Source organism: Roseateles sp. GW821-FHT09G09 (assembly GCF_059415965.1).
Genome location: NZ_JBWKOG010000002.1, coordinates 152,926 through 179,202, shown reverse-complemented (window position 1 = coordinate 179,202; position 26,277 = coordinate 152,926). Strand labels below are relative to the sequence as shown.

Genomic DNA, 26,277 nt, shown 5'->3' with positions numbered 1-26,277 from the left:
AGAGTTCCCGCTTTCACAAGAACAGACGATTTCAGGGAGGGCGCCATGGCATGTCAGGCGCAGAAGCACGTGCAGCGGTCGGACGTCCAGGTCCTTCTGCGGAGAGCGGCGATCGCCGCCGCGCTGACCTTGCCGGCGATCGCCGCGCAGGCGCAGCAGGTCTACAAATGGGTGGATGCCGACGGCCGCGTCCAGTACTCGGAGCGCAAGCCGACCGAGCCCGACGCCGCAGCCCGCGCCACCGAACTCAAGCCGCCCCCGCCACCCCAGCCGCCACCTCCCCCGGTGCCGCGTCCGCTGCGGCCCATGCCGCCGCCGCTGCCGACACCGCCTGCCAACACGGATCGGCCCCACGCCGTCTTCCCGCAACCGGCCAATGGCGGGAACGATCCGCCTCCCGCCTTGTCCCGCGGCCTGAACCGTGAGACGGACGCCTACAAGTGCGCGCTCGCCAGAGACATCCTGAATGGCTCGGTCCGCCGCATGTTCGGCGGCCCCATGGACGAGAACGATCGCCAGATCGCGAGAGGGGATATCCGCTTGTTCTGCAAGTGACGCTGGGTCGTGGGAACGATCTCCTGTCGCTGCCGTCGACATGCTGCGCGGATCGGGCCGACCGCCGACATCGATCGCCACGCCCGTTGACGAAGCTTTACCGGCGCCGCATCAAGGGCAGCACATGCCGCGGCGATGCTGAGGGCTCCACTTCAGCGGAGTTCCCATGAAAGCAGTCCTGATCGCCATGGCCGGCGCCGTGATCGCGACCCTGGCCCTCACCGCCCTGCCCGCGCAGGCCCAGAGCGGCAAGGCCGCCCAGAAGCTCGAGGACCGGTTCGCCGCCGCGGACACGGACCACGACGGCAAGCTCACCAAGGCCGAAGCCCAGGCCGGCATGCGGCGCCTGGCCAAGCACTTCGACGAGGTCGACACGCAGAAGACCGGCTCGGTCACGCTCGACCAGGTCAAGCAATATGCGGCGGCCCAGATGAAGGACCGCAAGAAGTAAGGCGGGAAGCAGGGCGCGGGAAGCAAGTCGGGAAGTAAAGCGGAAAGTGAAGCGGTCCCTCCCAGGCAACGACTGGCCCCCTCGCGGCGCCCCGCCTTCACCGGCGTGGGCGCCGCGCCACATCCGGGCCGGGATTCCGCTCGCGGACATCGACCGGCCCTCCCCCATCCCCAGCAGCCGCTTTGGGGGATCCCCGGCAGTCGCCCCCTCCTTGAGGTGGGTCCGGGCCGCCCAGGACGGCATGGACGAGTCGGAGCCCCACACATCCACGTCATCGACGACCCGGCCCGTTCCCCCCGGGCATGTCTCCGGCGCGAAATCAATCCTCTTTCGGAGCCCCCTCCCCGCCAACCCGCGCGGCGTCTGAAACCGCCGAAGAATCCGATCCGTTGCCGCCATCGCGGCGTCTTGGACGAATGCGCATGTTTCGGGCAGCGGTCACGGAGTTTCAGCAGGCATCGTGGATGGGGAGCATCCGCGTCGCGCAACGGCCGGAGGCCGGGCTCGTCGCGGCGGTCGCGGTGGGCCTGGCGATCGCGCTGATCGCGTTCGCGCTGATCGGGCAGGTCTCGCGCAAGGCCCGCGTGCCGGGCCTGCTGATGCCGGTCGGCGGCCTGCTGCAGGTGGCGGCGCCGCTGGCGGGCCAGGTCGAGGAACTGCTGGTCGACGAGGGCGACGAGGTGCGGCGCGGACAGGCCCTGGTGCGGGTGCGCAGCGAGCGCCTGGTCGACGGCGGCGACATGACGGCGCTCAACCTGCGCGCGGTCGAGGCGCGGCGGGACAGCCTGGCCACCGAGCGCCGCCTGCAGCGCCGGCAGGCCGACGAGCATCGCGAGACGATCACCGGTCGCCTGCGCAGCCTGCGTGTCGAGACCGCGCACGCCGTCGAGGAGCTGGACATGGTCCGCCAGCGCGTCGAACTCGCGCAGCGGAGCCGGAAACGCTACGCGGCGCTGGCCGCGGACGGCTACGTGTCCGAGATCCAGGCGCAGCAGAAGGACGAGGAACTGCTCGACCTCCGCGCGCGCGAGCGCGGCGCGCAACGCACGATCGAGACGCTGACGCGCGACGCGCGGGGGCTCGAGGCGGAACTCAGCTCGATTCCGACCGGCCTGGCCACGTCGCTCACGCAGCTCGATCGCGTGGTCGCGCAACTGGACCAGGAGCGCGCCGAGCTCCAGGCGCGGGCCGGCGTCGCCGTCACCGCGCCGCGCGACGGGCGCGTGAGCGCCCTGCCCCTGCGCGCCGGGCAGGCCGTCCAGGCGGGCCAGACCTTGGTCACCCTCGTCCCGACGCCGCGCCTGCTCGCCCAGCTCTACGCACCGAGCCGCACGGTCGGCTTCGTCCAGCCCGGCCAGCCGGTGTGGCTGCGCTACGCGGCCTATCCGTACCAGAAGTTCGGCATGGCCAGAGGCGAGGTCGCCCGCGTGAGCCCGACGCCCATCGCCCCGCAGGACCTGCCCGCCGGGCAGGCGCAGGCGCTCGTCAGCGCGGCGCAGGCGAACGAGCCGCTGTACCGGATCGACGTGCGGCTGGACCGCGAGGACATCGCCGCCTACGGCCACGACCTGCCGCTGCGCGCGGGCATGGCGCTGGATGCCGACGTGACCCTGGAGCACCGGCGCATCTGGGAATGGCTGCTGGAGCCGCTGCTGGCCACGGCGAAACGGGTCCGGCCATGACGCCCCGGCCCACGCTCGTCCTCCAGTCCGAGGTCGCGGAATGCGGACTGGCCTGCCTGGCCATGATCGCCACGGCGCACGGGACCGCGGTGACGCTGCCCGAGCTGCGTCGCCGTTTCCCCGCCGCGCTGAAGGGCATGCGGCTGCGCGACCTGCTCGAGGTCGCCGCGGGCCTGGGCTTCTCCGGCCGGCCGATGAAGCTGGATCTGCCGCAGCTCGGCAAGCTGTCGCTGCCCTGCGTCCTGCACTGGGACCTGCGGCATTTCGTCGTGCTGACGAAGGTCCGCGGCGACGGGGTCACCGTGCTCGATCCGGCCGTCGGCGAACGGCGCCTGAAGCTGGCCGAGGTCTCCGACCACTTCACCGGCGTCGCCCTCGAACTGACGCCCGCCGCGGGCTTCCAGCACGCCGCGCCGGCCCCGCGCGTCTCGCTGCGCGCCCTCACCGGCCAGGTGCTCGGCCTGCGCCGCGCGCTGGCGCAGATCCTGCTGGTCGCGCTGGTGCTGGAGCTCTTCGCCATCGTCGCGCCGCTGTGCAGCCAGCTGATCGTCGACGACGTCCTCAGCACCGGCGACCGCGAACTGCTGAAGGTGATCGTCCTCGGTTTCGGCCTGCTGCTGGTCACGCAGACGGCGCTCGGCCTGGCGCGCTCGTGGCTGCTGATCCTGCTCACGCAGACGCTGTCGCTGCAATGGCGCGGCAACGCCTTCGCCCACCTGCTCCGGCTGCCGGTCGCCTTCTTCGAGCGCCGCCACCTCGGCGACATCAGCTCGCGCTTCGGCGCGGTCGAGGCGATCCAGAAGACGCTGACGAACGCCGCGATCGAGGCCGTCCTCGACGGGCTGATGGCCGTGACGGCGCTGGTCATGATGGCGGTCTACGCCTGGCCGCTGGCGCTGGTGGTGCTGGGCGCGGTCGCGCTGTACGGGCTGCTGCGCTGGGCCGCCTACCGGCCGCTGAAGGAAGCGTCCGCCGAGCGCCTGATCGTCGCCGCACGGGAGAGCTCGCATTTCCTCGAGACGCTGCGCGCGATGACGCCGCTGAAGCTGTTCGGCCGCGAGCAGGAGCGCCACGCGCAGTGGCAGAACCTGATCGTCGAGGTCCAGAACCGCGACGTCCGCACCGCCAGACTGTCGACGGCGATGAACGCCGCCAACACCTTCCTCTTCGGCGCGGCCAACCTGCTGGTGCTGTACCTCGGCGCCGGCCTGATCCTCGACGGCCAGCAGGCCGGCGCGGTCACGATGACGGTGGGCATGCTGTTCGCGTTCCTCAGCTACCGGACGCAGTTCACCGGGCGCGTGTCGGCGCTGATCGACTACGCGGTCGAGTGGCGCATGCTGGGCCTGCACGCGGAGCGCCTGGCCGACATCGCGCTGGAGCCGCCCGAGCCGGACGAGGTGCCGGCGAACGACCTGGCGCATCTGGCGGCCAGCCTGGAGCTGCGCGATGTCAGCTTCCGCTACGGGCCCCACGAGCCGTGGATCCTGCGCCACGTGAACCTGACCGTGCCGGCCGGGCAGAGCCTCGCCATCACCGGGCCGAGCGGCGCGGGCAAGACGACGCTGATGAAGCTGTTGCTGGGGCTGCTGGCGCCGGTGGAGGGCGAGGTGCGCTACGGCGGCGTGCCGATGCTGCAGCTGGGCCTGAAGAACGTGCGCGGCCGCATCGGCACGGTGATGCAGGAGGACGTGCTGCTGACGGGTTCGCTGGCGGACAACATCGCCTTCTTCGACGCCCAGCCGGACCCGGAGCGCGTGCGGGCCTGCGCGATGCTGGCGCAGATCCACGAGGACATCGGCGGCATGCCGATGGGGTACCAGACGCTGGTGGGCGACCTGGGCAGTGGGCTGTCGGGCGGACAGAAGCAGCGGCTGCTGCTGGCGCGCGCGCTGTACCGCGGGCCGCAGGTCCTGGCGCTCGACGAGGCGACGAGCCACCTGGACGTCGCGCGCGAGCGCGCGGTCACGGCCAACCTCGCCGGGCTGCCGTTGACGCGGCTGATGATCGCGCACCGTCCGGACACGATCGCCGGCGCGGAGCGCGTGGTGGTGCTGGAACGCGGCGCGCTGCGCGAGGCCACGCCGCTCCCCCTTTCGGTGGCCCCCGACGAAGCCCCCTCGCGGGGGAGTTTCTCCGAGGCCTCATCGACCTAGAGTGGATCCACATCGACGACGGAGCGGGCCTGACCAGGCGATCCGGTCGATGCGTGTTCATCCGCGGCATGGGGTCGCGGAAGAGCGGATCCTCACGACTGACATGACACGAGAGGCTGATGATGTTTGAAGAGATGACGACGCAGGAGATCGCGCTGGTGAGCGGCGGCGATCGCTGGGCGGGCACGCCGGAGGGCCGCGCGCCCTGCCCCTGGATCGCGATGGGCCTGGTGGGCTCGGAGAGCCTGGCGCAGGCCTCGGCAAATGCGGCCGGCGCGGCGGACGCGCCCCTCCAGGTGAAGCTGCAGTCCCAGAGCTGCTGATCGTGGCCCTGCGGCACGGACGTCTGCGAGAGGCTTGCGGACGTCCAAGAGACAAGGGCCGGCGCGAAGCATCGCGCCGGCCCGTCCGAGTGATCGATCGATCACAGAGGGATCCTCGGTGGTCTACCAGGAGACCCGGGGATCATCGGGGGCTCACCTGCGGATCACTTGTTCTCGATCGGCTTGCTGACGTCGCGTTCGAACCACTTGGTGGAGATCTTCGCGTAGGTGCCGTCGGCCTGCAGGTCGGCGAGGGCCTTGTCGATGGCGGCCTGGAACTTGGGGCTGCCCTTGCGGAACGGGATGGCGTTGGTGGCGGGTTTGCCGATGGCGGCGCCGGCCTTGACGGGCAGCTTGGTCTTGTCCTTGAGGTAGGGGATCAGCAGGCTGTCGTTGAGGGCGGCATCGATGCGGCCGGTGGCGAGGTCCTGGAGGTACTCGGTGGCGCCGGGATAGGTGCGGACTTCGGCGCCGTCCCAGGACTTGGCGAGTTCGGCGAAGTTGCTGCCCTGGCCGACGCCGATCTTCTTGCCCTTCAGGTCCGCGGCGGTGTTGAGGGCGCGGGTCTCGTTGGCGCGGATGATCAGTTGCGGATACGAGGTGACGTAGGGGGCACTGAAGTCGAAGGTCTTGCGGCGCTCGTCGGTGGCGGCGACCTGGTTGACGATGACGTCGTACTTGCCGGCCTGCAGGCCGGCGAGGATGCCGCTCCACTCGGTGGTGGTGAATTCGGGCTTGACGCCCAGCTTGGCGGCGAGGGCCTTGGCGATGTCGACGTCGAAGCCGTCGAGCTGGCCCTTGGCGTCCTTGAAGTTGAACGGCGGGTAGGTGCCCTCGACGGCGACGCGCAGCGTGCCGCGCGACTTCACGTCGTCGAGCAGGTCGGCGGCGTGGGCCGCGAGGGAAGCGCCGGCGAGCAGCGCGGCTGCGATCAGGGAAGTGCGGAGTGCTTTCATGGGGCCCCTCGTTGTTCGTAGGAAGGGCTGATGTTGCCATCAGTCGTCCACGTCAACGGGCATATGGATATGCCGTGCAAGACATGAGGGGCAGCGGGCGGCGGGGCGGCAGTGATTCGGCGACGGATCAGAACGCGTGCCGCATCCCCACCGCGAACACGGTGGGCTTCTCCCCGGCCCCGACGCCGACCGGGTTGATTGCGAAGTCGTAGGCGGCGCGGGCCTGGTTGTCGATGCGCGAGACATAGGCATAGAAGCCGGTGCGCTTGGACAGCGTGTAGTCCGCGCCGAGCGTCCACTGCCGCGAGCCGGTGTCGTCGCCCGCGGAGACGAAGCCGACGCGCGCGCCCGCCGGGCCCTTGCCCTCGCCGGCATGCGTGAAGCTGGCGCGCAGGCTGGTGGCGCCGATCTGCCAGGTGGCGGCGACGTAGACGCTGTCGCGCGTCAAGGCGCCGAGCGGCGTCTCGTAGCGCAGTCGTTCGATGGCGGTGGCCAGGCGGCCCGGGCCGAAGCGGTAGGCGGCGCCGAGCTTGGTGGCGGAATCGGTGAGGTGTGGGCCCTGGTAGTCGCGGTGCTGCTCATGGGCGAGCGCGAGGTTCCAGGGGCCGTCGTCCCAGGTGAGGGAAGCGGACAGGAGTTGCGGCCTGGCGCCGTTCGGGCCGACCTCGCCGTCGTTGACGGCGTAGGCGATGCGGCCGGTCAGACCGCTGAGCCAGGAGTGGCCGCTCCACGCCGGGGTCCAGTACTGGACGATGTTCTGCTGCCGCCGGTCGAAGGACGCGGTGTTGGTCAGATGGTTGGTGGTCGGCGCGGAGCCGTTGCCCATCAGGGCCATGTAGCCGGCGGTGGTGGGGTACCAGGGATCGAAGGTGCTGGTGGCCAGCAGGTAGGGCGTGCCCCAGTGGCCGGCGAACAGCAGGCCGTAAGGGGTCTGCAGCCCGACGCGGGTATCGCGGTTGGCGAGCGAAGGACCGACGCCGGTGTCGAGGGCGAGCGAGCCCTCGATCTGGAACAGCGCCTGGAGGCCGTCGCCCAGGTCCTCGACGCCGCGGAAGCCGATGACGGAGCGGTTGTTGGACTCGCGGTTGATGGCGCGGTCACGAGGGGAATGGCCGGCGTCGGCGTGCTCGAGGGAAACGTTGAGGCGGCCGTAGACCGTAACGGTGGATTGAGCGTGGGCGGCGCTCGCGACGAACGCGAGACCGCCGAGGACGAGCGAGGGCAAGGAGCGGTACGGCATCGGAGCGAGCGAGGTGGCGTCACACCGATGTTGTCGCGCCACCGGCGATTGCGGTTCTCTCGTTCGGGGGAGACGGCCATGCACGTCGATCATCGCGGCGATGCCAGAGTTCGAAGGCGATCGTGAGCAGGATGAGTGCCCCACCAATGGAAGGCCGCATCGGTGCGAACTCTTCAGCGCTGAGCAGCGGCGACACCATCAAGTGATTCCCCTTCAGCAGGTCGACCGTCACGTTCATGGCCAGATGCAGCATGGTCGTGCAAACCACCGAACGTGTGCGCAGGAAGACGGTTCCCAGCAGCAAAGCGCCGGGGACCACCAGCACCGCGTTCGCCAACGGATGCATCACCGTGAAGATCAGTGCAGCGCCCAGCAGTCCCGCGAGTTGATTGGCGAAGAGTCTGGCGAGCAACGGCTGGAGCAGGGCTCGGTGAAAGAGCTCCTCGAAGAGCGCGCTGAAGGTCATGGTTGCGACCGCAGAGGTCCAGACGCCCGGATGCACGCGAGGATCGATTGGATAGAACCCGTTCGATCGGATGGCCTCGACATCGACCAGGCTCGCCGCGAGCGTGATGGACACAACCGCTGCGACCACCAGGCCTGACGTGGTCCGCACGGGGACTCGAAGCAGTGTTCGCAGCGGATAACCGCGCTTGATGACGGCGAGCAACCAAAGTGCCGGGAGCATCTGGATGCACAGCAATGAAAGCACTTGAATTGAGGGACTCAACTGGAGCGAATCGGAAATGGTGTTTCCGAAAATCGTTTTACCAGCAAGGCTTACCGCCGTGCAAATCGCGGCCACCGTGAGAAGCAAGAGAATGAATTCAAGGGTGCGTTTTGCCCCCTGACACACCATTTCAATTGGACGCTCGAAATTCGACATGGTGATGAGTGAATGAATAACCACCACATCCTATCCAGCCAGCAAACGGCGACAACCGGATTTGCCCGCTCGCACAGATAGATAGATAACGACACCTATTAACAACTAACTGTTGAAAACACGTCGCCGAATCGCACCCATTGACTAGCATCAAGGCTTCGCAAGAAAACGCAGTCGTTGCGGCCATGATTTGCGGGGCGAAGAAGTTGCAGCAGTATGCGAGGGAGAACTGGTAAACACCTGATCCAATAACCAGACGGGTGATTCAAACCCGCGTAGGTAACCACTCACAGGGGCGCTTCGGCGCCCTTTTTTCATTGCGCACTCCCCAACGCTTCCTTCACCAAGCCTTCAATCATCGCGGGTAGTCTCGCTCGCCAAAGCCGGGCGCACCGGCGCGGAAGAAAGCGATCGTGACCATGCAGCGCGTCGAGGGAGTGAGCGTCGGGGAGGACCCTCTGGGGCCAGAGACGGAAAGCGTGCCCACTCGCGGGGCTGGTGTGCAGCGGCGCGCGGTGGTGCTGGCGCCGCTGCTCGGCCTGGCGGTCGGCGCGCGGGCGACGGCGGCGCCGGCGTTGCCTGCGATGCAGGTGCTGCCGCTGGCGCTGCCGGAAGGCATCAACATCGCGCGGATCAAGCCGGTGCTGGATCTCATCGGCCGTTACGCGGAGTTGTCGTGGGACTACCAGCTGGTGCCGGTCCCGCGCATGCTGGCGATGGTGGAGAACGGCTGGACGCTGGGGTTCGGGGCCGGGAGGTCGTCGAGCCGGTCGTCGCGGCTGCTGTTCTCGGAGGACGTCTTCGTCAGCGGCGTGTGGCCGATCGCGCGCAGCGACGTGGATCGGGAGCTGCGCGCGGTGCAGGACCTCAAGGACCTGCGGGTGTGCGTGGTGCGGGGGCTGGACTACGGCCGCGCGCTGGAGCAGGCGAAGGGGTCGATCTACGCGGCGGAGTACGTGTCCGGTGATTTCCGGACGAGGATCCGGCAGCTCATGGCCGGCCGGTGCGACGTGCTGCTGGCGAATCACTTCAACGCGGATGTGCGCGTGCTGAGGCAGCGCATCGCGGACGCGGGCGGCAACCTGGACCGGCTGAAGGTTGGGCCGTCGCCGCTGGGCACCCTGGCCGAGCGCTTCGTGACGGCGAGGGGGAGCAGCCTGGCGGCGCTGGTGCCGGTGCTCGATCAGGCGGTGAGGAGCACGCGCCGCGAGATCGGGCAGTTGCTGGCGGCGGAGGACTGAGCGCCGGGGCGATGCGGCGATGATGGGAGGGCGGCGGTGGCCGCCTGACCAACAGCCGAGGTACGCCATGCCGGTTTTCACCCCTGCGCAGTTCGTGACCGAGATCCAACCCGTCGAGGGCTCCGCGGAGCCCAATCAGACCCAGTGGCTCAGCGAGGCAGGCGGCCTCACGCAGTTCGGCGCCTTCATTGAAGTGCTGCAGCCGGGGTCCCGCTCCTCCATCAAGCATTGGCACAGCGCCGAGGATGAACTGGTCTACGTGCTGGCCGGAGAGATCACCGTGATCGAGGGCGCGACCGAGACGCTGCTGCGTGCGGGGGATGCGGCGACCTTCCAGGCGGGCACGGCGGTGGGACATTGCCTCGAGAACCGAAGCAGCGCGCCCACGCGATGCCTGGTCGTCGGCACCCGGGCCGCGGTCGACCGGATCACCTATCCCGACCACGATCGCGTGTGCCTGAGAGATCGCTCGCTGCCGGATGACCTCTGGACGGACGGTGCCGGCCGGCCGGCGGACAGCCCGTACTGAAGGTCTGGCGGAAGGACCGCCTCCCCTGCTCCGCCGCCGTCGGCGATCACCGGGACCTCGGAGAGGCCGATGACCTCGAGGATCGGCGAGCGATACTGGACGGACGTCTTCAGGGAGAGAGCCGACATGGCCAGAGCGAAGAAAGGATCCTCGGGAGAGGATCTGTTGGGGCGGCTCGCGTCCATGGGCGCCGCGGTGATGTCGGCACTCCGGCCGCGCGCGGGAAGGCAGCAGGGTGAGGCCCCCGCTTCAGGCGATGGCGCCGGCGCGCTCGATGGCATGACCTGGCACCAGTTCGAGCTTCTGATCGCAGAGGCGTTCCGGCAGAAGGGCTTCACCGTGGTCGAGATCGGCGGCAGCGGCCCCGATGGCGGCGCGGACCTCGTGCTGCGCAAGTCGTCGAAGACAGGGAACGAGACCTTCCTCGTCCAGTGCAAGCACTGGAAGGCCCGCAAGGTGGGCGTGAGCGCGGCCAGGGAGCTTTACGACGTGATGGCGGCGCGCGGCGCGGCGGGCGGGTTTGTGGTGACGGCGGGGAGCTTCACCAGGGAGGCGTCGGCGTTCGCGGAGGGGCGGAATATTCGGCTCATCGATGGGACGAAGCTGACCGCGTTGCTGGCGGCCTCCCCTGCCCCGCAGCCCGAGCCACAGCGTGCAGCGGCGGACGTCACGATGGTGGTCTGCCCGGCGTGCTCGCAGCCGATGGTGCTGCGGACGCTCAAGCGCGGGCCGAGTGCCGGGCAGTCGATCTATGCATGCTCGACCTATCCGGTGTGCAAGGGGACGAGGCCGGCTTGATCGCTCGTGGTCACGGCTGCACCGTGCAGATGCCGAAGCTGTGGACCTCCAGGTGCGCGACGGGTTCGTCCTTCAGGTCGCAGACCAGGCGCAGGGGCTTGCCGCCGAGTTCACCCAAGTCATCGTAGTTGTGCTTGGAATGGGTCCATCCCTTGAAGGTCTGGCCCCGGTAGACGAAGCGGATGAACTGATCGATGACCGGCTCGTGCGGCAGCAGATTGCCGGTGATCGAACGCCCGGTGATGGCAGGCAACTGGTAACGCCCATTGGCGTCGGTACGGGTCACGATGGTGGCCTTCTTGTCGCCCCAGTGCCAGAAGTAGTTCTGCTGGACCTCGACCCCTTCCACCGGTTTGCCGTCCATCAGGACGATGCCCTCCGTGGCGGAGAACAGGGTGAAGGTCTTGAAGAAGGCCATGGCGTGTCCGTGCGTGAAGAGTCCGAGGGCGAGCACGGCCAGCCAGGCGGCGATGCGGGTCATGGGCGAGGTGCTCCGGGTTGGATGTCGTCAGGCGGTGTGACGAGGCTCAGACCAGGATGGACCGGCCTTTCGCGAGCAGCGTGAAGGCCGTCTGCTTGTCGAGGCTGACGTAGTCGGCGGCCTTTTCTTCGGCCTGTTCCTCGGGATCGAGTTCATCCCACTCTTCGGTGTCCTGGACGTCCTCGATCAGGAGTTCGGTGAGGTCGGCGTCTTCTTCGGGGCTGTGGGGGCTGCCGGCGACCATCACGTAGGACGACAGATGCTGCACGGCGGCGATCTGCGCCTTGTCGAACACGTCCATCCAAGCGCCGTGCCCCGAATCCAGCAGCTGCGCCTGAACGTCTCCGGCGACCTGCGTCACGCTGCGCATGGCGGTGCAGACGATGGTCTCCTGCGCGGTGAGCGCGCCGGCGCAAAGGAAGGCGGCGCCGTCACCGACGAAGAGGTTGCGGGCGCGCACGGCGCCCAGGACGATCAGGTAGGCGTCGTCGTGCGCCTCGGTGGGCTTCACGAGGACGTTGCCGTCGATGTGGAGGTCGCCGGTGATCAGCACGGCTTGGGTGGAAGGACGCCAGGCTGGAGTGGTCTCCTTGACCTCGTCGAGGACGGTCCAGGTGAGGTGGTCCATGGCGAGCACGTCCCTGACGTCCTGCGCGAAGGCGGGCGGGCAGCGCGACAAGGTCGCTTCCAGCTGCGCGAGGGCTTGGTCAGGCAAACCGCCTGGGGTCTTGGCGGCGGGGGCGGCTTTCTTGCTGGGCACGGGCGAACTCCGGGACTGGGAAGGGTGAGGGCCAGGTCTTGCGCGGGAGCGAAGGAGGCTGGCCGGCCAGTCTAGGGGGAGGCGGAAAGTTGAAAGTCACTTGCCTATCTATATCTGCGAGACGGCGTCATCCATGACAACGAGCGTTCGCGCGTGAATAGCCATCGGCGGCAACCGTCAGTCTTCTGAAGTCGACGGTGTTGACGTCGTAGTGCTCGCGAGTTCGGCAGGATCTTGGGGCACGGAGAAATGCCGTAGATCTCGCCCATCGCTTTGAACACGAGCAGTTCCGCTTTCTGGGAGATCGATGCCCAACCGCCGGTGCTTGGGTTCAAGACCAGGCTATAGATATCCCGGTTCTGCAGAGACGGTGCGCTGAGCGATTTCCCTTCGCCAATTCCACTATGTCCGGCGGATCCGTCGAGGCACTGACAGGAGACTGACAAGCGCAGTCAGTGCGCATGAGTTCGTTTTCATGACTCTTTCATCGCAAAACGCAAGAAGTCATTCAGCCGTCCCGACTCGGCAATGTCATCGTGCGGCACGAGCAGGTAATGCCAGGGCTTGCCGCCTACAGATACCGCGTGGTCAGACGCATGCATGCACCAGCGCACCGCCGCAGCCGCTTTGGCCTGCACTTCTTGCGTGCCGATGTCGCCACGAGCCTTGGTCTCAATCATGAAGATCTTGCTATCGGTTTCCGCGACGAAGTCGGGGATGTACTCCGGCTGCTCGGTGCCCAGTTTGTAGTAGATCTGGAACTGCCCCTTGGCAGGCTTGAACCACTTCAGCGCGTCACGCTCCAAAATGACAGCGAAGCGCCGTTCGGTATCTGAGTCAAACTTCTGGAGCGGGTAGCGATGACATCGGCCAGGGCACTCTTGCCGCTGCCCTTGTTGCCAATGATGGCGACAAGGTCCGGATTGAGCGGTAGATCGCAGCCGTGCAGCCAGTCGCCGATGCCAGCCTTGTTGCCCGTCTTGGCAACTTCGATCGACTCGATGAAGTGAGTCTTGCTTTTCTCCACGGCTTCGAGCTTGGGCGGTTTCACGCCAATGAATGACCGCTTGGCTGGCTCTAGGATGGCCTGTTTGAGCCCCTGAAAGCTACCCTCGGCCACTCTCGGCAAGCAAAGCATTTCAGCTTTCTGAAGCGCGATCGCTTCTTGGGCAAGAGTGGTGATCCCGCACGTCATTTCACAGGTATCTTGACATGGCAAGACGAGAGTACTGAGGCGCGGACGCTGGAAGTTCTTCCCACCGATGAAAAACAAGAACTGGTCAGATACATCCCCCAGAACTACTTCGAAGAGCTCTGCAACGATCACGTCTCTGGCAAGTCAGACGCCTTTGAGCAGGAATTGCGGTCTGTGATCTTTTCGCACACCAGCGAGGAGATGCGTCTTGGTGCCCTCGATTTCGATCAGCTTACTGAACAGCAGGAACAGGCGCTGAGAAACCGGCTGGGGGAGTTCCGCAAGGAGCTGAAGACACTCAACGGCAGGGTCGGACTTGATCCAAGTCTTCTTGTCGGACGGATAGTCTCCGTAGGAGCAGATGACGGGGCCAGACGCCCCCTGAAACGGATTTTGTTGGCCCTGTTTGCGGAAGGCGTTAAAGCTCTTGGCCTCTAGCAGGACGCAGTGCAGGTTGAACTTATCTTGCAGCTCCTGATGCCATTGCTTGCGCAGGTTGGCTGGCACAATGATCAGGATGCGACGGCGGCGCTCAGTCCAGCGCTGAAAGATCACCAGTCCAGCCTCAATGGTTTTTCCGAGGCCGACTTCGTCGGCCAGGATGACCCCGCGCGATAGCGGATTCGCGCAGGCGAATAAAGCCGCTTCAACTTGGTGCGGATTGAGATCAATCTGCGAGTCAACCAGGGTGGGGGCGAGTGACTCTACAGAATCGCCTGCCGCTCGGCGCGTCAACAGCCAAGCGTAGTAGAGGCGTTGATGCTGTGTTAGGAGCTGCTGCATTTACATCAAACCTGAAAACAGGTTTATGCCAACGATGTGGGAAAGAGCGTCAGGCACCCAAACGGAAACATCGAAAAGGCACCTTAGCTTCGCCTCCGGAGTGCTGACATTTTGGTAGGCCGTACAGGACTTGAACCTGTGACCAAAGGATTATGAGTCCTCTGCTCTAACCAACTGAGCTAACGGCCCCCGGGGGTAATCGCATATACGAACCCTGGCGGGTTCGTTGGTTCCGGCGTTGCACCGGAGGGGCGGATTGTAAGCATGCTTGCGTGCCGGCTTCACAAGCCGCCAAGCACCGCTACTTCTGCGACAACGCGTTGCTCACCATCCTCGACGTGATGTCGACGATCTCGATCATGCGGTCGTAGGCCATGCGGGTCGGGCCAATGACGCCCAGCGTCCCGACCACCTCGCCGTCGACCTCGTACGGCGCCGACACGATCGACAGCTCCTCGACGGGCACCACCTGGCTCTCCCCGCCGATGTAGATGCGCACGCCTTCCGCGCGCTCCGACACATCCAGCAGCCGCATCAGCTGCGTCTTCTGCTCGAACAGGTCGAACATCCTTCGCAGGCTCCCCATGTCGTGGCTGAAGTCCTGCACCGTCAGCAGGTTCCTCTCCCCAGAGAGGATCATCGGTTCGTGCTCCGTCACCCCCTGCTGCCCGACGTCCACCGCCGCGCTCATCAGCTTGGCGATCTCCCCGCGCAGCTGATCCACCTCCGACCTCAACCGATCCCGCACCACATCCAGGCTCAGCCCCGCGTAGTGCGCGTTCAGCCGGTTGCTGGCCTCCGTCAGGTCCGACTGGGTCAGGTCTTGCGCCGTGAACACGAGGCGGTTCTGCACATCCCCCGCCGGCGACACCATGATCACCAGCACCCGTCGATCCCCCAGACGCAGGAACTCGATGTGGTGGAACACCGCCGTCTTGCGCGGCGACGTGACCACGCCCACGAAACTCGACAGGCTGCTCAGCAGCTGCGCCGCGTTCGCGATCACCTTCTGCGGCTGGTCGGGCAACAACTGGCTCTCGAAACTGCCCGTGCCTTCGCGCAGGCCGCCCGGCTTGGCCGTGAGCAAGGTGTCCACGAACAGCCGGTACCCCCGCGCCGTCGGAATCCGCCCCGCGCTGGTGTGCGGGCTGGCGATCAGACCCAGCTCCTCCAGGTCCGCCATCACGTTGCGGATGGTCGCCGGACTCAGCTCCAGCCCCGACGCCTTGGACAGCGTGCGCGAGCCCACCGGCGAGCCATCCGCGATGTACCGCTCCACCAGAGCCTTCAGCAGTGTCTTCGCGCGATCGTCGAGCATGTTTTTCATTCTAAAGAACCCGGCGCCACACCCCCTGCGCACCCCCGGTCCCAGCACATCGCTGTGGTGTAATTCCCGCCATGTCCAAGCGCTTCCGCCACGTGGCCATCGTCGGAAAACCCCAGTCACGGGGCATCCGGCCCATCCTGGAAGAGATTGCCGATTTTGTCGCCTCCCAGGGATTGGATGTTTCCCTTGAACAGGCCACCGCCGACAGCACCGGCATCACCGCCCTCCCCGGCCTGTCCCACGCCGAACTGGGCACCCAGTGCGACCTGGCCATCGTCGTCGGCGGCGACGGCACCATGCTGGGCTTCGCCCGCCAGGTCGCCCGCTACAACCTCCCCCTCGTCGGCATCAACCAGGGACGCCTGGGCTTCATCACCGACATCTCCGCCGACCAGTTCAAGGAGTCCCTCGCCCCCATCCTCGCCGGCGACTTCGAGATCGAGCACCGCTCCCTGCTCGAAGGCGCCGTGATCCGCGACGGGGAACAGATCTTCTCCGGCGTCGCCCTGAACGACGTCGTCGTCTCCCGCGGCGCCACCGCCGCCATGGTCGAGCTGCGCGTGGACGTCGGCGACGAGTTCGTCGCCAACATGCGCGCCGACGGCGTCATCGTCGGCACCCCCACCGGCTCCACCGCCTACGCCCTGTCCGCCGGCGGACCCATCCTGCACCCCGGCATCGCCGGCTGGGTCCTGCTGCCCATCGCGTCCCACGCCCTCTCCAACCGCCCCATCGTGCTGCCCGACAACGGCGAGGTCCGCCTCACCATCGTCGCCGGCCGCGACGCGTCGGTGAACTTCGACATGCAATCCCTCGCCTCCCTCCTCCACGGCGACTGCATCACCGTGCGCCGCTCCCAGCACCGCGCCCCCTTCCTCCACCCCCGCGGCTGGTCCTACTACGCCACCCTGCGCCGCAAACTCCGCTGGAACGAAGGCAACACCTGATGCTGCGCCGCCTCGAACTCAAGGACTTCGTCATCGTCCCGGCGCTCGAGCTGGACTTCGTCGCCGGCTTCTCCGCCCTCACCGGTGAAACCGGCGCCGGCAAGTCCATCCTCATCGACGCCCTGCAGCTCGCCCTGGGCTCCCGCGGCGACGCCGCCGTCGTCCGCGAAGGCGCCGCCCGCGCCGAGATCTCCGCCGAATTCGACCGCCCCGCCGTCCTCGCCCCCTGGTTGGAAGAGGCCGGCTTCGAAGCCAGCGTGAACGGGTCCGAAGCGTCGCTGCTGCTGCGCCGCGTCATCGACGCCCAAGGCAAGAGCCGCGCGTGGATCAACGGCGGCACCGCCACCGTGGCCCAGCTGCGCGAACTCGCCGAGCACCTGCTCGACATCCACGGCCAGCACGCCTGGCAAGGCCTGACCCGCCCGGTCAGCGTGCGCGCGCTGCTCGACGACTTCGCCCAGATCGACGGCAAGCCGATGACCGCCGCCTTCACCGAGTGGCGCCAGGCCACCGAGGCGCTGGCCGCCGCGCAGGCTAAGCAGGCCGACCTCGCCCGCGAGCATGAGCGCCTGAGCTGGCAGATCGGCGAGCTCGGCCGCCTCGCGCCCGGCGCCGAAGAGTGGGACGAGCTGAACGCCGAGCACCAGCGCCTGTCGCATGCGCAGTCGCTGATGGACGCCGCCCGCGGCGCGCTCGAACGCATCGCCGAGGCCGAGATCAACGCCGAATCGCTGACCGACGAGGCGATCTCCGCGCTGCAGGACGTGCTGGGCTACGACGCCGGCTTGCAGGACACCGTCACCGCGCTGCTGGGCGCGCAGGCGCAGCTGCAGGACGCGGCGCACAGCCTGAGCTCCTACCTCAACGCCGCCGACCTCGACCCCGACCGGCTGCAGCAGCTCGACGAGCGCGTGTCCGCCTGGGTCACGCTCGCGCGCCGTTACCGCCGTCAGCCGGCGGAGATGGCGGCGCTGCTCGGCGAATGGAAGGCCGAGCTCGCGCAGCTCGACGCCGCCACCGACCTCGACGCGCTGCAGGCCAAGGTGGCCGCCGCGCTGAAGCGCTACCAGAAGGAAGCCAAGGCCGTCAGCGCGGCGCGCGCCAAGGCGGCGCCGACGCTGTCCGACGCCGTCTCGCAGGCGATGCAGCAGCTGGGCATGTCCGGCGGCCGCTTCGAGGTCGCGCTGCTGCCGCAGGACGAGCCGCAGAGCTTCGGCCTCGAGTCCGCCGAGTTCCTCGTCGCCGGCCATGCCGGCAGCACGCCGCGTCCGCTGGCCAAGGTCGCCTCCGGCGGCGAGCTGTCGCGCATCGCGCTGGCGATCGCCGTCACGACCAGCCAGCAGAACAGTGGGGCAGGCACCCTGATCTTCGACGAGATCGACGCCGGCGTCGGCGGTGCCGTCGCGGAGACTGTGGGCCGGCTGATGAAGCAGCTCGGCCAGCGCGCGCAGGTCCTCGCCGTCACCCACCTGCCCCAGGTCGCCGCTTGCGCGGACCATCACTTCCTCGTCGCCAAGGCGCTCAAGGACGGGAAGACCAACTCCGACGTCCGCCCCATCGCCGGCGAGGCCCGCACCGCCGAGATCGCCCGCATGCTGGGCGGCGAACGCCTGTCGTCGACCTCGCTCGCCCATGCGCAGGAAATGCTGGAGCTGTCCGCCAAGGGCGCGCCCTCCTCCAACAGAAAGGTGAAGCCGTGAGCGCCCCCAACACCGCTCCCGTGCCCCCCACGCAAGCCAAGCCCTCCGCCGGCTCCCCGCGTGGCGAGGTCGTGCTCGTCACCGGCATGTCCGGCGGGGGCAAGTCGATCGCGATGCATGCGCTCGAGGACGCGGGCTTCTTCTGCGTCGACAACCTGCCGCCCGAACTGCTGCCGCAGTTCCTCGACCTCGAACGCCAGCGCGGCTGGCGCCGCGTTGCGATCGCGGTGGACGTGCGCAGCGCCGGCTCGCTGCCACAGCTGCTGCTGCACATCAAGGCGATGCGCCAGGAAGGCGTCTCGCTGCGCGCCATCTTCCTGGACGCCGACGACGACACGCTGCTGCGCCGCTTCTCCGAGACCCGCCGCCCGCACCCGCTGCGCGTGGGCAACAGCGAGGCGGACACGCACCGCGCGCTGCAGGAGGCGATCGCACTGGAGCGCGAGCTGCTGACGCCGTTGCGCATGGAGTCCACCGTCATCGACAGCAGCCAGCTGCGCCCCGCGCAACTGCGCGCCTGGCTGCGGGACCTGGTGCATGTCAGCGGTTCATCGCTGACGCTGGTGTTCGAGTCTTTCGCGTTCAAGCACGGCGTGCCGAGCGACGCGGATTTCGTCTTCGACGTCCGCGTGCTGCCCAATCCGTATTACGACCGGGAGCTGCGTCCGCTCACCGGGCGCGATGAACCGGTCGCGTCCTACCTCGAAGTCCAGCCCGAGGTCCGGCTGATGCTCAGCCAGATCGGCGCGTTCATCGCGCAGTGGCTGCCGAACTTCGCGCAGGACCAGCGGAGCTACCTGACCGTCGCGATCGGCTGCACGGGGGGGCAACACCGCTCGGTCTACCTCGTCGAGACGCTGGCCAGGCAGTTCGCCTTCCATGGCCAGGTGTTGAAGCGGCATCGGGAACTCGACGCGCGCTGACTGCACGGCCGCTGGCCCTCACCCCTGCCCTCTCCCGCAAGCGGGAGAGGGAGTCAGCCGGTCTCAGGCCGCGCTGCCAGCGCCGCCTTCTTCCCGCGCCTGCTGTTCGATCTCCTGCACCTGGTTGAAGAGCAGGATGCCCAGCACCACCGAGGCGAAGGGCATCAGCACGACCATCAGGATCGTCCAGAGCACCGTGCTGCGCTCCGCGCGTCTGGCCGCGATGGCCATGTACACGAAGTGCGCGCACAGCCCCGCCGCCAGCCCGAGCGACAGCATCGTCAGCTTGGCCGGATCACCATCGTCGGACGCCTGGGTCTCGCTGATCAGGAACCACAGGCACACGCCGCTGGCGAGCAGCGCGATGAAGGCCGATTCCAGTGCGCTCTTGATGGCCGCGGCCCGGCCCGGCTTGACGTCGTTCGACATGGTGTCCCTGAATGGGGTTGAGACCTGCGCGGACCCGTGCGATCACGCAATCGCCCGAGCATACCGGCAGCGCGGCGCCCCGCCCACCGGCGGAACCCGATCGCCTCGCCCGTCCTTCAGTCCAGCAGCTTCTTCAGCGGCGCCGGCAGCGCGTACTCCGCCAGCCGCTCGCGGGCGACCCACACGCCCTCGCCGGCAGGCCGGGTCTCGCGCGGCAGCACCGCGCGCCGCGGGTGCAGCAACCAGTCGAAGTGCGTCAGCACGTGCTTGACCCGCGGCAGCGTCTCCGGCGCCGCGACACCCAGCGCCGCGCTCTGGGCCGTCAGCGCAGCCTCGTCGTCGAACAGCGGCAGCGTCCACAGCCCGCCCCAGACGCCCTCGGCCGGTCGCTGCTGCAGCCAGATGCGGCCCTCATGCTCCAGCCACAGCCACCAGTTCTCCCGCTGGCCGCGCTTGAGCTTCTTCGTCTTGATCGGGTAGCGCGTGGGATCGCCCTCCGCCAGCCCCGCGCACAGCGAAGCCACCGGGCACAGCAGGCATTGCGGACTGCGCGTCGCGCACAGACTCGCGCCCAGGTCCATCATCCCTTGCGTGTAGGCCGGCATGTCGTCGGGCGAGGCCGGCAACAGCGCCTCCGCCTGGCGCCACAGGCGCTTCTCCTGCGCCGCCGAGGACAGGTCACCGTCGAAGGCCAGCAGCCGGCCCAGCACGCGCTTGACGTTGCCGTCCAGGATGGCGACCCGCTCGCCGAAGCAGAACGACGAGATCGCCGCCGCCGTCGAGCGGCCGATGCCGGGCAGCTCCGCCAGCTCCGCCGCGCTGCGCGGGAACGCGCCGCCGTGGCGCTCGACCACCGCCTGCGCGCACTTGTGCAGGTTGCGCGCGCGGCTGTAGTAGCCGAGGCCGGCCCACGCGGCCATCACCTCGTCGTTGGGCGCGGCCGCCAGCGCGGCCACGTCGGGGAAACGCTCCAGGAAGCGCCGGTAGTAGCCCAGCACCGTCGTCACCTGCGTCTGCTGCAGCATGATCTCGGACAGCCACACCCGGTACGGATCGCGCGTGTTCTGCCAGGGCAGGTCGTGCCGGCCGTCGCGGCGCTGCCAGGCCAGCAGCCGGGGCGCGAAGTCGCCGCGCACCGCCTCGACACGGGCGCTCAGTTCGTCGTGGGTCATCGCTGGGGTCAGGTCTCTCAACACCGGATTCGGGGCGGGCTTCGGGGCTGGCTTCAACAAGGCGGTCATCGCGTCTTCATGGCCGCCTCAGCGCTTCTGGCAGCTCGGGCAGAAGAACGTCGACCGCTGTCCCTGCACGATGCGCCGGATCTTCGTGCCGCAGACGCGGCACGGTTCGCCCTCGCGCCCATAGACGCGCGCCTGCATCTGGAAGCTGCCCGCCACGCCGTGCGCGTCCTTGAAGTCGCGCAAGGTGCTGCCGCCGGCCTCGAGCGCCTCGCCCAGCACCTGCCGCAGCGCGCCCGCCAGCTTCGCCACGCGCGGCTTGCTGAGCTTGCCGGCCGCGGCGCGCGGATCGACACCCGCCATGAACAGCGCCTCGCACGCATAGATGTTGCCCGCGCCGACGACCACGTCGCCGGCCAGGATCGCCTGCTTCACCGCGACGCGACGGCCGCGGAAGCCTTCGTGCAGGTAGGGCCCGTCGAACTCGATGTCGAAGGGTTCCCGCCCGATGCGGGCGAGCAGCTTCGCCGCCGGCCCCACGTCCAGCCCGTCCGACCACACCACCGCGCCGAAACGTCGCGGATCGGTCAGCCGCAGCACGCCGCGGTCGGTGACCAGTTCGAAATGATCGTGCGGACCCGCCGCCGGAGGCTGCTCGCGGAACGCCAGCGATCCCGACATGCCGAGGTGCATCAGCAGCCCACCGTCTCCCTCGTCGGCATGGCCTGGCTGTTCACCCGTCGGCAGCAGCGGCAGCCAGATGTACTTGCCGCGCCGTTGGGCCTCGCCGACGCGGCGGCCCACCAGCCGTTCGGCCGCCACGCCCAGCGGCCAGCGCAGCGGCTTTCCCAGCCGCACGTCCAGCACGCGCGCCCCGGCGATGGCCGGCGCAAAACTTCGTCGTGTAACTTCAACTTCCGGTAACTCGGGCATCCCGGGATCATAGGCGCGGCCTCGTTCCAGGGTCCCTAGAATGGTCCGCGGCCCACGGTTTGCCCCGCGAGCCTTTCCCGCCCAGTTCAGGAGTCACGACATGCCCGCCCTTGTGCGCCACCGCTGGTGGCTCTCCGCCGCCCTCGCCCTGAGCTGCGCCGCCAACGCCCAGACCCTCCAGACCCCCCAGGCTCCCCCAACCGAGGCGCCGCCCGCGCTGGCCGCCGCCGACGCGCCCGCCTCCGCGGCCTCCGCGCCCGTGGCCAATTCCGACCTCGACGCGCCGATGTTCTATCAGCTGCTGATCGGCGAGATGGAACTCCAGGGCGGCGAACCCGGCGTCGCCTTCCAGGTGCTGCTCGACGCCGCCCGTCGCAGCGGCGACGAGGAACTCTTCCGCCGCGTCGTCCAGATCGCGCTGCAGTCGCGCGCCGGGGACCAGGCCGTCATCGCCGCCCGCGCCTGGCGCGACGCGGTCCCGACCTCGCTCGAGGCGCACCGCACGCAGATCCAGCTGCTCGCGCTGCTGAACCGCCCGGCTGAGATCCCGCCCATGCTGCGCTCGCTGATGGCGATGACGCCCGCCGACGGCCGCGGCGCGCTGATCGCGGCGCTGCCCGCGCTGTTCCAGCGCGCGCCGGAGCCGGTGCGCGTCCAGGAAGCCTTCGAGCCGATGCTGCGCGAGACCGCCGCGAAGCCCGAGACCCGCTTCGCCTCGCTGCTGGTGCTGGCCGAGTTCGCCAAGAAGGCCGAGCGCTACGAGACCGCGCTGATCCACGTCCGCGCCGCCGCCAAGGACTTCCCGGAACGCGAGGAGCCGCTGCTGCTGGCGCTGGAGCTGCTGCCGCACCGCCCCGAGGCCGAGGCGCTGATCACCGCCGAGCTGCAGGCCAAGCCCGACCGGCAGTCGCTGCGCCTGGCCTACGCCCGCGCGCTGGCCCGCGCGCAGCGCCCCGGCGACGCGGCGCGCGAGTTCCGCACGCTGACGCAGCAGTCGCCCGACGAGCCCGGCCACTGGCTGGCGCTGGGTTCGCTGGAGCTGGACCTGCAACATCCCGACGTCGCCGAGGCGGCGCTGCAGCGCTACATGAAGCTGGTCGAGCGGCCGGGCGTGTCGCCGCTGGCCGAGCGCGCGATCGCCGCCGCCGGCCTGGACAAGGCCGACCGGGAAGCGAAGCAGCAGGGTCAGTTGTTGCTGGCCCAGGCCGCGGAGATGCGCGGCGACTTCCAGACCGCCGAGAAGCGGCTGTCCGCGATCGACGCGGCGCCGGGCAACCTGGACATCGCCTACCGGCGCGCGTCGCTGCTGGCGCGCCAGGGCAAGCTCGAGGAAGGCCGCAAGCTGCTGCACCAGCTGCCCGCCGACCGCGAGCAGGACCGCCGCGCCCGCACGCTGGCCGAGTCGCAGCTGCTGCGCGACAACAAGCAGTGGCAGGCCGCCTATGACCTGCTCGGCCAGGCGATCACGCAGGCGCCCGAGGACGCCGACCTGATCTATGAACAGTCGATGATGGCCGAGAAGCTCGGCCGCGCGCAGGAGATGGAAGCGCTGCTGCAGAAGGTGATCCAGCTCAAGCCGCAGCACTACCACGCGTACAACGCGCTGGGCTACGCGCTGGCCGATCGCAACGAGCGGCTGCAGGAGGCGCGCGACCTGATCTCGAAGGCGCTGAGCTTCGCCCCGGGCGAGCCCTTCATCGTCGACAGCATGGGCTGGGTGGAGTTCAGACTGGGCCGCCTCGGCGAGGCCGAGCGGCTGCTGCGCCAGGCTTACGGCTCGCGCCCGGATCCCGAGATCGGCGCCCATCTGGGCGAGGTGCTCTGGGCCGCCGGCCAGCAGGACGAGGCGCGACGCATCTTCGCCGACGCCGCCCGCCGCGATCCGCGCAACGAGGCGCTGCAAGCGGCGATGCAACGCCTGCAGGTCCGCCCCTGATGCGGCGGCGGCAGTTCCATGCGGGCGCGCTCGCCGTCCTCGGCACGGCCGTGCTGGCCGGATGCAGCTCGCTGCCCAAGGCGACGGATGCCGCCGCGCTCGCCGACGCGCCACGGCTGACCGGCAAGTTCGGACTCATCGTGCCGGCCGGTGCCGGCGGTCAGCCGCGCGGGCAGAACGTCAACGCCAATTTCGAGCTGCTCGGCGATCCGCGCCGCGGTCAGCTCGAGATGAGCACCCCCCTCGGCAGCCTGGTGGCCCGCGTGACGTGGCAGCCCGGTTCGGCCTGGGTGAAGACGCCCGACGGCGACCGGGCCTACGACGACATCGACGCGTTGACGCAGGAGCTGCTCGGCGAGACGCTGCCGCTGCAGGCGCTCTTCGACTGGCTGCGCGGACGGCCATGGCCGCAGGCGCCGTCGCGGTCGGCCGGGGAGTCCGGCTTCCAGCAGCTCGGCTGGCAGGTCGACCTGCGGCGTTTCGACGTCCAGTTGATCTCCGCCCAACGGCTCAATCCGAACGGCCCCGAGCCGCTGGCGACGCTGCGCCTGAAACTCGACGCGCCGGCTTCGCCCTGAATGCTTCCGATTCCCCGTCCCACGTCCGCGACGTCCATGACCTCCTCCCTTTCCGCCTCGCCGATCCCTGCGCCCAAGGCGCTCAAGGCGCTCTACGACGTGCCGGCGCCGGCCAAGCTCAACCTGTTCCTGCACGTGGTGGGCAAGCGGCCGGACGGCTATCACCTGCTGCAGTCGCTGTTCGTGCTGATCGACTGGGCCGACACGCTGCACTTCGAGCGTCGCGACGACGGCGCCCTGCACCGCCATGACCGCGGCGACGCGCTGCCCGAGGACGACCTGTGCCTGCGCGCCGCGCGCGCGCTGCGGCAGGCCAGCGGCAGCGCGTTCGGCGCGGACATCCACATCGAGAAGCGGCTGCCCTCGGGCGCGGGCATGGGCGGAGGCTCGTCGGACGCGGCCAGCACGCTGCTGGCGCTCAACCGGCTGTGGGGCTTGAACTGGTCGCGCGAGCGTCTGCTGCCGATCGCGCTGAAGCTGGGGGCGGACGTGCCCTTCTTCGTCGGTGGTCGCAACGCCTTCGTCGAAGGCATCGGCGAAGTGCTGACCCCGCTGGAGGTGCCGGAGTTGCAGCTCGCGGTGGTCAAGCCGGGGGCGAGCATCGCCACCAAGGACATTTTTTCCAGCCCGCTGTTGCAAAGGTCTGAAAGCGTGGCTATAGTAGCGGGCTTTCCTGCAGCGAACGACGGACGCAGCAAAGAGGTTCTGGGAACAGAATCTCCGAGTAACGAAGTCAATAGCTGGGGTGGACGCAAAGGCAATATTGCCCGCGATCACCAAACGTCGGAAATACTCGTTCAGCAGTTGTTTGAAGGATGGGGCAGAAATGATCTGCAACCTCCCGCCGAAGCTGCCAGCCACGAAGTATCGAAGGCGCTTGAATGGTTGCAGAGCCGCTACGAAAATTCTCGTATGACAGGTTCAGGCAGTGCAGTTTTTGCTATAGTTCGACCCTCGCTGAATGCAACGCAAAACGCGAAGCAGACCGCAGCGGAAAAGATTGATGCAGTTTCCGGCCTGGAGAGCAATCTCAAGGCGACACCGGAAGGTGAGTTCGAAAAACTCCCCGAAGGTTGGGTCGGAAGAATGTGTCGCAGTCTGTCGGTTCACCCTTTGCGGGGCTGGGCCGAAGATTGAAGGTTGTAGGGTGCTGTTCCACGAACAGTGTCCGGTGTAGGGGAGTCGCCAAGTTGGTCAAGGCATCGGATTTTGATTCCGACATGCGAGGGTTCGAGTCCTTCCTCCCCTGCCAAATTTTCAGTTTCAATCCGGGACCCGCTGGGTTGGCCACCGGGCCATAAGTCTAAGGATGGCCCGCTGTGCTGCTCAATACCGTCCTCTTCACGGGTAACGCAAACCCGACCCTCTCCAAAGAAATCGCCACGCATCTGGGCCTCGAGCTCGGCAAGGCCGTGGTCGGTCGGTTCTCCGATGGCGAGGTGGCTGTTGAGATCCAGCAGAACGTCCGCGCCCGCGACGTGTTCATCGTCCAGCCCACCTGCGCGCCGACGAACGAGAACCTGATGGAACTGCTGATCATGGTCGATGCGATGAAGCGCGCCAGCGCGCGCCGCATCACCGCCGTGATCCCCTACTTCGGTTATGCGCGCCAGGATCGCCGCCCGCGGTCGACGCGCGTGCCGATCTCGGCCAAGGTCGTGGCCAACCTGCTGGAGACCGTCGGCGTCGAGCGCGTCCTGACGATGGACCTGCACGCGGACCAGATCCAGGGCTTCTTCGACATCCCGGTCGACAACATCTACGCCTCCCCGGTGCTGCTGTCGGACCTGAAGGCCCGCAACTACAGCGACCTGGTGGTGGTCAGCCCCGACGTCGGCGGCGTGGTCCGCGCGCGCGCGCTGGCCAAGCAGCTGGGCTGCGACCTGGCGATCATCGACAAGCGCCGTCCGTCGGCCAACGTCTCCGAGGTGATGCACGTCATCGGCGAGATCGACGGCCGCAACTGCGTGATCATGGACGACATGATCGACACGGCCGGCACGCTGGTGAAGGCGGCCGAAGTGCTGAAGGAACGTGGCGCCAGAAGCGTCTTCGCCTACTGCACGCACCCCATCCTGTCGGGCCCGGCGATCGAGCGCATCGCCGGTTCGATGCTGGACGAGGTCGTCATCACCAACACGATCCCGCTGTCGGAGACCGCCAAGGCCTGCGGCAAGATCCGCCAGCTGTCGGTCGCTTTCCTGTTCGCCGAGACCATCCGCCGCATTTCGGACGGCGAGTCGGTGACCTCCCTCTTTAGCGAGCAGAACAACAACTTCTGATCGCCCCC

At 68.2% G+C, this 26,277-nt stretch carries 24 protein-coding genes, 2 tRNA genes and 3 pseudogenes; 17 read left to right on the top strand and 12 right to left on the bottom strand.

What is annotated here, in order from left to right:
- The first annotated feature begins 45 nt into the window (after positions 1 to 45).
- From AC07O8_RS05755 to AC07O8_RS05735, 5 genes are all read left to right on the top strand, one after another.
- On the top strand, positions 46 to 555 hold the full coding sequence (locus AC07O8_RS05755; RefSeq protein WP_495047125.1) for a DUF4124 domain-containing protein: 510 nt from the start codon (positions 46 to 48) through the stop codon (positions 553 to 555).
- Positions 556 to 721: 166 nt separating this feature from the next.
- Positions 722 to 1,006: an EF-hand domain-containing protein gene (locus AC07O8_RS05750; protein ID WP_495047124.1), complete on the top strand. Its 285-nt coding sequence runs from the start codon at positions 722 to 724 to the stop codon at positions 1,004 to 1,006.
- 464 nt (positions 1,007 to 1,470) lie between these two features.
- Positions 1,471 to 2,688, top strand: a complete 1,218-nt coding sequence (locus tag AC07O8_RS05745; protein ID WP_495047123.1) for an HlyD family secretion protein — start codon at positions 1,471 to 1,473, stop codon at positions 2,686 to 2,688.
- On the top strand, positions 2,685 to 4,844 hold the full coding sequence (locus AC07O8_RS05740; protein WP_495047122.1) for a peptidase domain-containing ABC transporter: 2,160 nt from the start codon (positions 2,685 to 2,687) through the stop codon (positions 4,842 to 4,844). Before AC07O8_RS05745 ends, AC07O8_RS05740 begins: the two co-directional genes overlap by 4 nt.
- A gap of 119 nt (positions 4,845 to 4,963) precedes the next feature.
- On the top strand, positions 4,964 to 5,167 hold the full coding sequence (locus tag AC07O8_RS05735) for a hypothetical protein (protein WP_495047121.1): 204 nt from the start codon (positions 4,964 to 4,966) through the stop codon (positions 5,165 to 5,167).
- Between the two features lie 164 nt (positions 5,168 to 5,331).
- Here AC07O8_RS05735 and AC07O8_RS05730 read toward each other — a convergent pair whose 3' ends face one another.
- The 3 genes from AC07O8_RS05730 to AC07O8_RS05720 form a co-directional block, all read right to left on the bottom strand.
- Positions 5,332 to 6,123, bottom strand: coding sequence for a transporter substrate-binding domain-containing protein (locus AC07O8_RS05730; RefSeq protein WP_331612790.1), 792 nt, complete (start codon positions 6,121 to 6,123; stop codon positions 5,332 to 5,334).
- Positions 6,124 to 6,250: 127 nt separating this feature from the next.
- The gene (locus AC07O8_RS05725; RefSeq protein WP_495047120.1) at positions 6,251 to 7,363 is read right to left on the bottom strand and encodes a porin; all 1,113 of its coding nucleotides are present in this window, start codon (positions 7,361 to 7,363) and stop codon (positions 6,251 to 6,253) included.
- Between the two features lie 19 nt (positions 7,364 to 7,382).
- Complete coding sequence (locus AC07O8_RS05720; RefSeq protein ID WP_495047119.1) at positions 7,383 to 8,249, bottom strand: CPBP family intramembrane glutamic endopeptidase; 867 nt, start codon at positions 8,247 to 8,249, stop codon at positions 7,383 to 7,385.
- A gap of 479 nt (positions 8,250 to 8,728) precedes the next feature.
- On the opposite strand from AC07O8_RS05720, the gene AC07O8_RS05715 reads away from it, so the two are divergent.
- The 3 genes from AC07O8_RS05715 (at position 8,729) to AC07O8_RS05705 (ending at position 10,817) form a co-directional block, all read left to right on the top strand.
- On the top strand, positions 8,729 to 9,490 hold the full coding sequence (locus AC07O8_RS05715; RefSeq protein ID WP_495047118.1) for a substrate-binding periplasmic protein: 762 nt from the start codon (positions 8,729 to 8,731) through the stop codon (positions 9,488 to 9,490).
- Between the two features lie 67 nt (positions 9,491 to 9,557).
- On the top strand, positions 9,558 to 10,019 hold the full coding sequence (locus tag AC07O8_RS05710; protein WP_495047117.1) for a cupin domain-containing protein: 462 nt from the start codon (positions 9,558 to 9,560) through the stop codon (positions 10,017 to 10,019).
- A gap of 126 nt (positions 10,020 to 10,145) precedes the next feature.
- Positions 10,146 to 10,817 carry a restriction endonuclease gene (locus tag AC07O8_RS05705; RefSeq protein ID WP_495047116.1) on the top strand — a complete coding sequence of 224 codons (672 nt, stop codon included), beginning with the start codon at positions 10,146 to 10,148 and terminating at the stop codon, positions 10,815 to 10,817.
- 10 nt (positions 10,818 to 10,827) lie between these two features.
- On the opposite strand, the gene AC07O8_RS05700 is transcribed toward AC07O8_RS05705, so the two are convergent.
- The 3 genes and pseudogenes from AC07O8_RS05700 to AC07O8_RS05690 form a co-directional block, all read right to left on the bottom strand.
- A complete protein-coding gene (locus AC07O8_RS05700) occupies positions 10,828 to 11,298 on the bottom strand; it encodes a DUF6795 domain-containing protein (protein ID WP_495047115.1) in 471 nt (156 codons plus the stop codon).
- 46 nt (positions 11,299 to 11,344) lie between these two features.
- On the bottom strand, positions 11,345 to 12,058 hold the full coding sequence (locus AC07O8_RS05695; protein WP_495047114.1) for a hypothetical protein: 714 nt from the start codon (positions 12,056 to 12,058) through the stop codon (positions 11,345 to 11,347).
- Positions 12,059 to 12,531: 473 nt separating this feature from the next.
- A pseudogene (locus AC07O8_RS05690) lies at positions 12,532 to 12,918 on the bottom strand (type III restriction endonuclease subunit R); the annotation flags it as partial.
- Between the two features lie 245 nt (positions 12,919 to 13,163).
- Here AC07O8_RS05690 and AC07O8_RS05685 point away from each other — a divergent pair.
- Positions 13,164 to 13,556, top strand: a pseudogene (locus AC07O8_RS05685) (TrlF family AAA-like ATPase); the annotation flags it as partial.
- Positions 13,557 to 13,604: 48 nt separating this feature from the next.
- Here the strand turns inward: AC07O8_RS05685 and AC07O8_RS05680 are convergent.
- From AC07O8_RS05680 to hrcA, 3 genes and pseudogenes are all read right to left on the bottom strand, one after another.
- Positions 13,605 to 14,036 (bottom strand): annotated as a pseudogene (locus AC07O8_RS05680) (SNF2-related protein); the annotation flags it as partial.
- 112 nt (positions 14,037 to 14,148) lie between these two features.
- Positions 14,149 to 14,225 (bottom strand) — tRNA-Ile (locus AC07O8_RS05675).
- Positions 14,226 to 14,337: 112 nt separating this feature from the next.
- Positions 14,338 to 15,354, bottom strand: a complete 1,017-nt coding sequence (gene hrcA, locus AC07O8_RS05670; protein WP_495047113.1) for a heat-inducible transcriptional repressor HrcA — start codon at positions 15,352 to 15,354, stop codon at positions 14,338 to 14,340.
- A gap of 80 nt (positions 15,355 to 15,434) precedes the next feature.
- Here hrcA and AC07O8_RS05665 point away from each other — a divergent pair, with 80 nt between their 5' ends.
- From AC07O8_RS05665 to rapZ, 3 genes are read left to right on the top strand one after another with little or no spacing between them, the layout of a single operon-like run.
- The gene (locus tag AC07O8_RS05665; RefSeq protein ID WP_297532729.1) at positions 15,435 to 16,310 is read left to right on the top strand and encodes an NAD kinase; all 876 of its coding nucleotides are present in this window, start codon (positions 15,435 to 15,437) and stop codon (positions 16,308 to 16,310) included.
- Positions 16,310 to 18,010, top strand: a complete 1,701-nt coding sequence (gene recN, locus AC07O8_RS05660; protein ID WP_495047112.1) for a DNA repair protein RecN — start codon at positions 16,310 to 16,312, stop codon at positions 18,008 to 18,010. Before AC07O8_RS05665 ends, recN begins: the two co-directional genes overlap by 1 nt.
- Positions 18,007 to 18,933, top strand: coding sequence for an RNase adapter RapZ (rapZ, locus tag AC07O8_RS05655; RefSeq protein WP_495047111.1), 927 nt, complete (start codon positions 18,007 to 18,009; stop codon positions 18,931 to 18,933). The genes recN and rapZ overlap by 4 nt, the downstream gene beginning before the upstream one ends.
- A 63-nt stretch (positions 18,934 to 18,996) precedes the next feature.
- On the opposite strand, the gene AC07O8_RS05650 is transcribed toward rapZ, so the two are convergent.
- The 3 genes from AC07O8_RS05650 to mutM all read right to left on the bottom strand — a co-directional run bounded on the left by AC07O8_RS05650 (position 18,997) and on the right by mutM (position 21,473).
- The gene (locus tag AC07O8_RS05650; RefSeq protein ID WP_495047110.1) at positions 18,997 to 19,362 is read right to left on the bottom strand and encodes a hypothetical protein; all 366 of its coding nucleotides are present in this window, start codon (positions 19,360 to 19,362) and stop codon (positions 18,997 to 18,999) included.
- A gap of 116 nt (positions 19,363 to 19,478) precedes the next feature.
- Positions 19,479 to 20,591 carry an A/G-specific adenine glycosylase gene (gene mutY / locus AC07O8_RS05645; RefSeq protein WP_495047605.1) on the bottom strand — a complete coding sequence of 371 codons (1,113 nt, stop codon included), beginning with the start codon at positions 20,589 to 20,591 and terminating at the stop codon, positions 19,479 to 19,481.
- Positions 20,592 to 20,621: 30 nt separating this feature from the next.
- Positions 20,622 to 21,473, bottom strand: a complete 852-nt coding sequence (gene mutM / locus AC07O8_RS05640; RefSeq protein WP_495047109.1) for a bifunctional DNA-formamidopyrimidine glycosylase/DNA-(apurinic or apyrimidinic site) lyase — start codon at positions 21,471 to 21,473, stop codon at positions 20,622 to 20,624.
- Positions 21,474 to 21,573: 100 nt separating this feature from the next.
- Between mutM and AC07O8_RS05635 the strand changes: the two genes are divergently transcribed.
- The 5 genes from AC07O8_RS05635 (at position 21,574) to AC07O8_RS05615 (ending at position 26,269) form a co-directional block, all read left to right on the top strand.
- A complete protein-coding gene (locus AC07O8_RS05635) occupies positions 21,574 to 23,409 on the top strand; it encodes a tetratricopeptide repeat protein (RefSeq protein WP_495047108.1) in 1,836 nt (611 codons plus the stop codon).
- The gene (locus AC07O8_RS05630; protein ID WP_495047107.1) at positions 23,409 to 23,987 is read left to right on the top strand and encodes a lipoprotein insertase outer membrane protein LolB; all 579 of its coding nucleotides are present in this window, start codon (positions 23,409 to 23,411) and stop codon (positions 23,985 to 23,987) included. The genes AC07O8_RS05635 and AC07O8_RS05630 overlap by 1 nt, the downstream gene beginning before the upstream one ends.
- 36 nt (positions 23,988 to 24,023) lie before the next feature.
- Positions 24,024 to 25,124, top strand: coding sequence for a 4-(cytidine 5'-diphospho)-2-C-methyl-D-erythritol kinase (gene ispE, locus AC07O8_RS05625; RefSeq protein WP_495047106.1), 1,101 nt, complete (start codon positions 24,024 to 24,026; stop codon positions 25,122 to 25,124).
- A gap of 38 nt (positions 25,125 to 25,162) precedes the next feature.
- A tRNA-Gln gene (locus AC07O8_RS05620) sits at positions 25,163 to 25,239 on the top strand.
- Positions 25,240 to 25,306: 67 nt separating this feature from the next.
- Positions 25,307 to 26,269 (top strand): ribose-phosphate pyrophosphokinase, encoded by a 963-nt coding sequence (locus tag AC07O8_RS05615; RefSeq protein ID WP_088408386.1) that lies wholly within the window; start codon positions 25,307 to 25,309, stop codon positions 26,267 to 26,269.
- Positions 26,270 to 26,277: the final 8 nt, after the last annotated feature.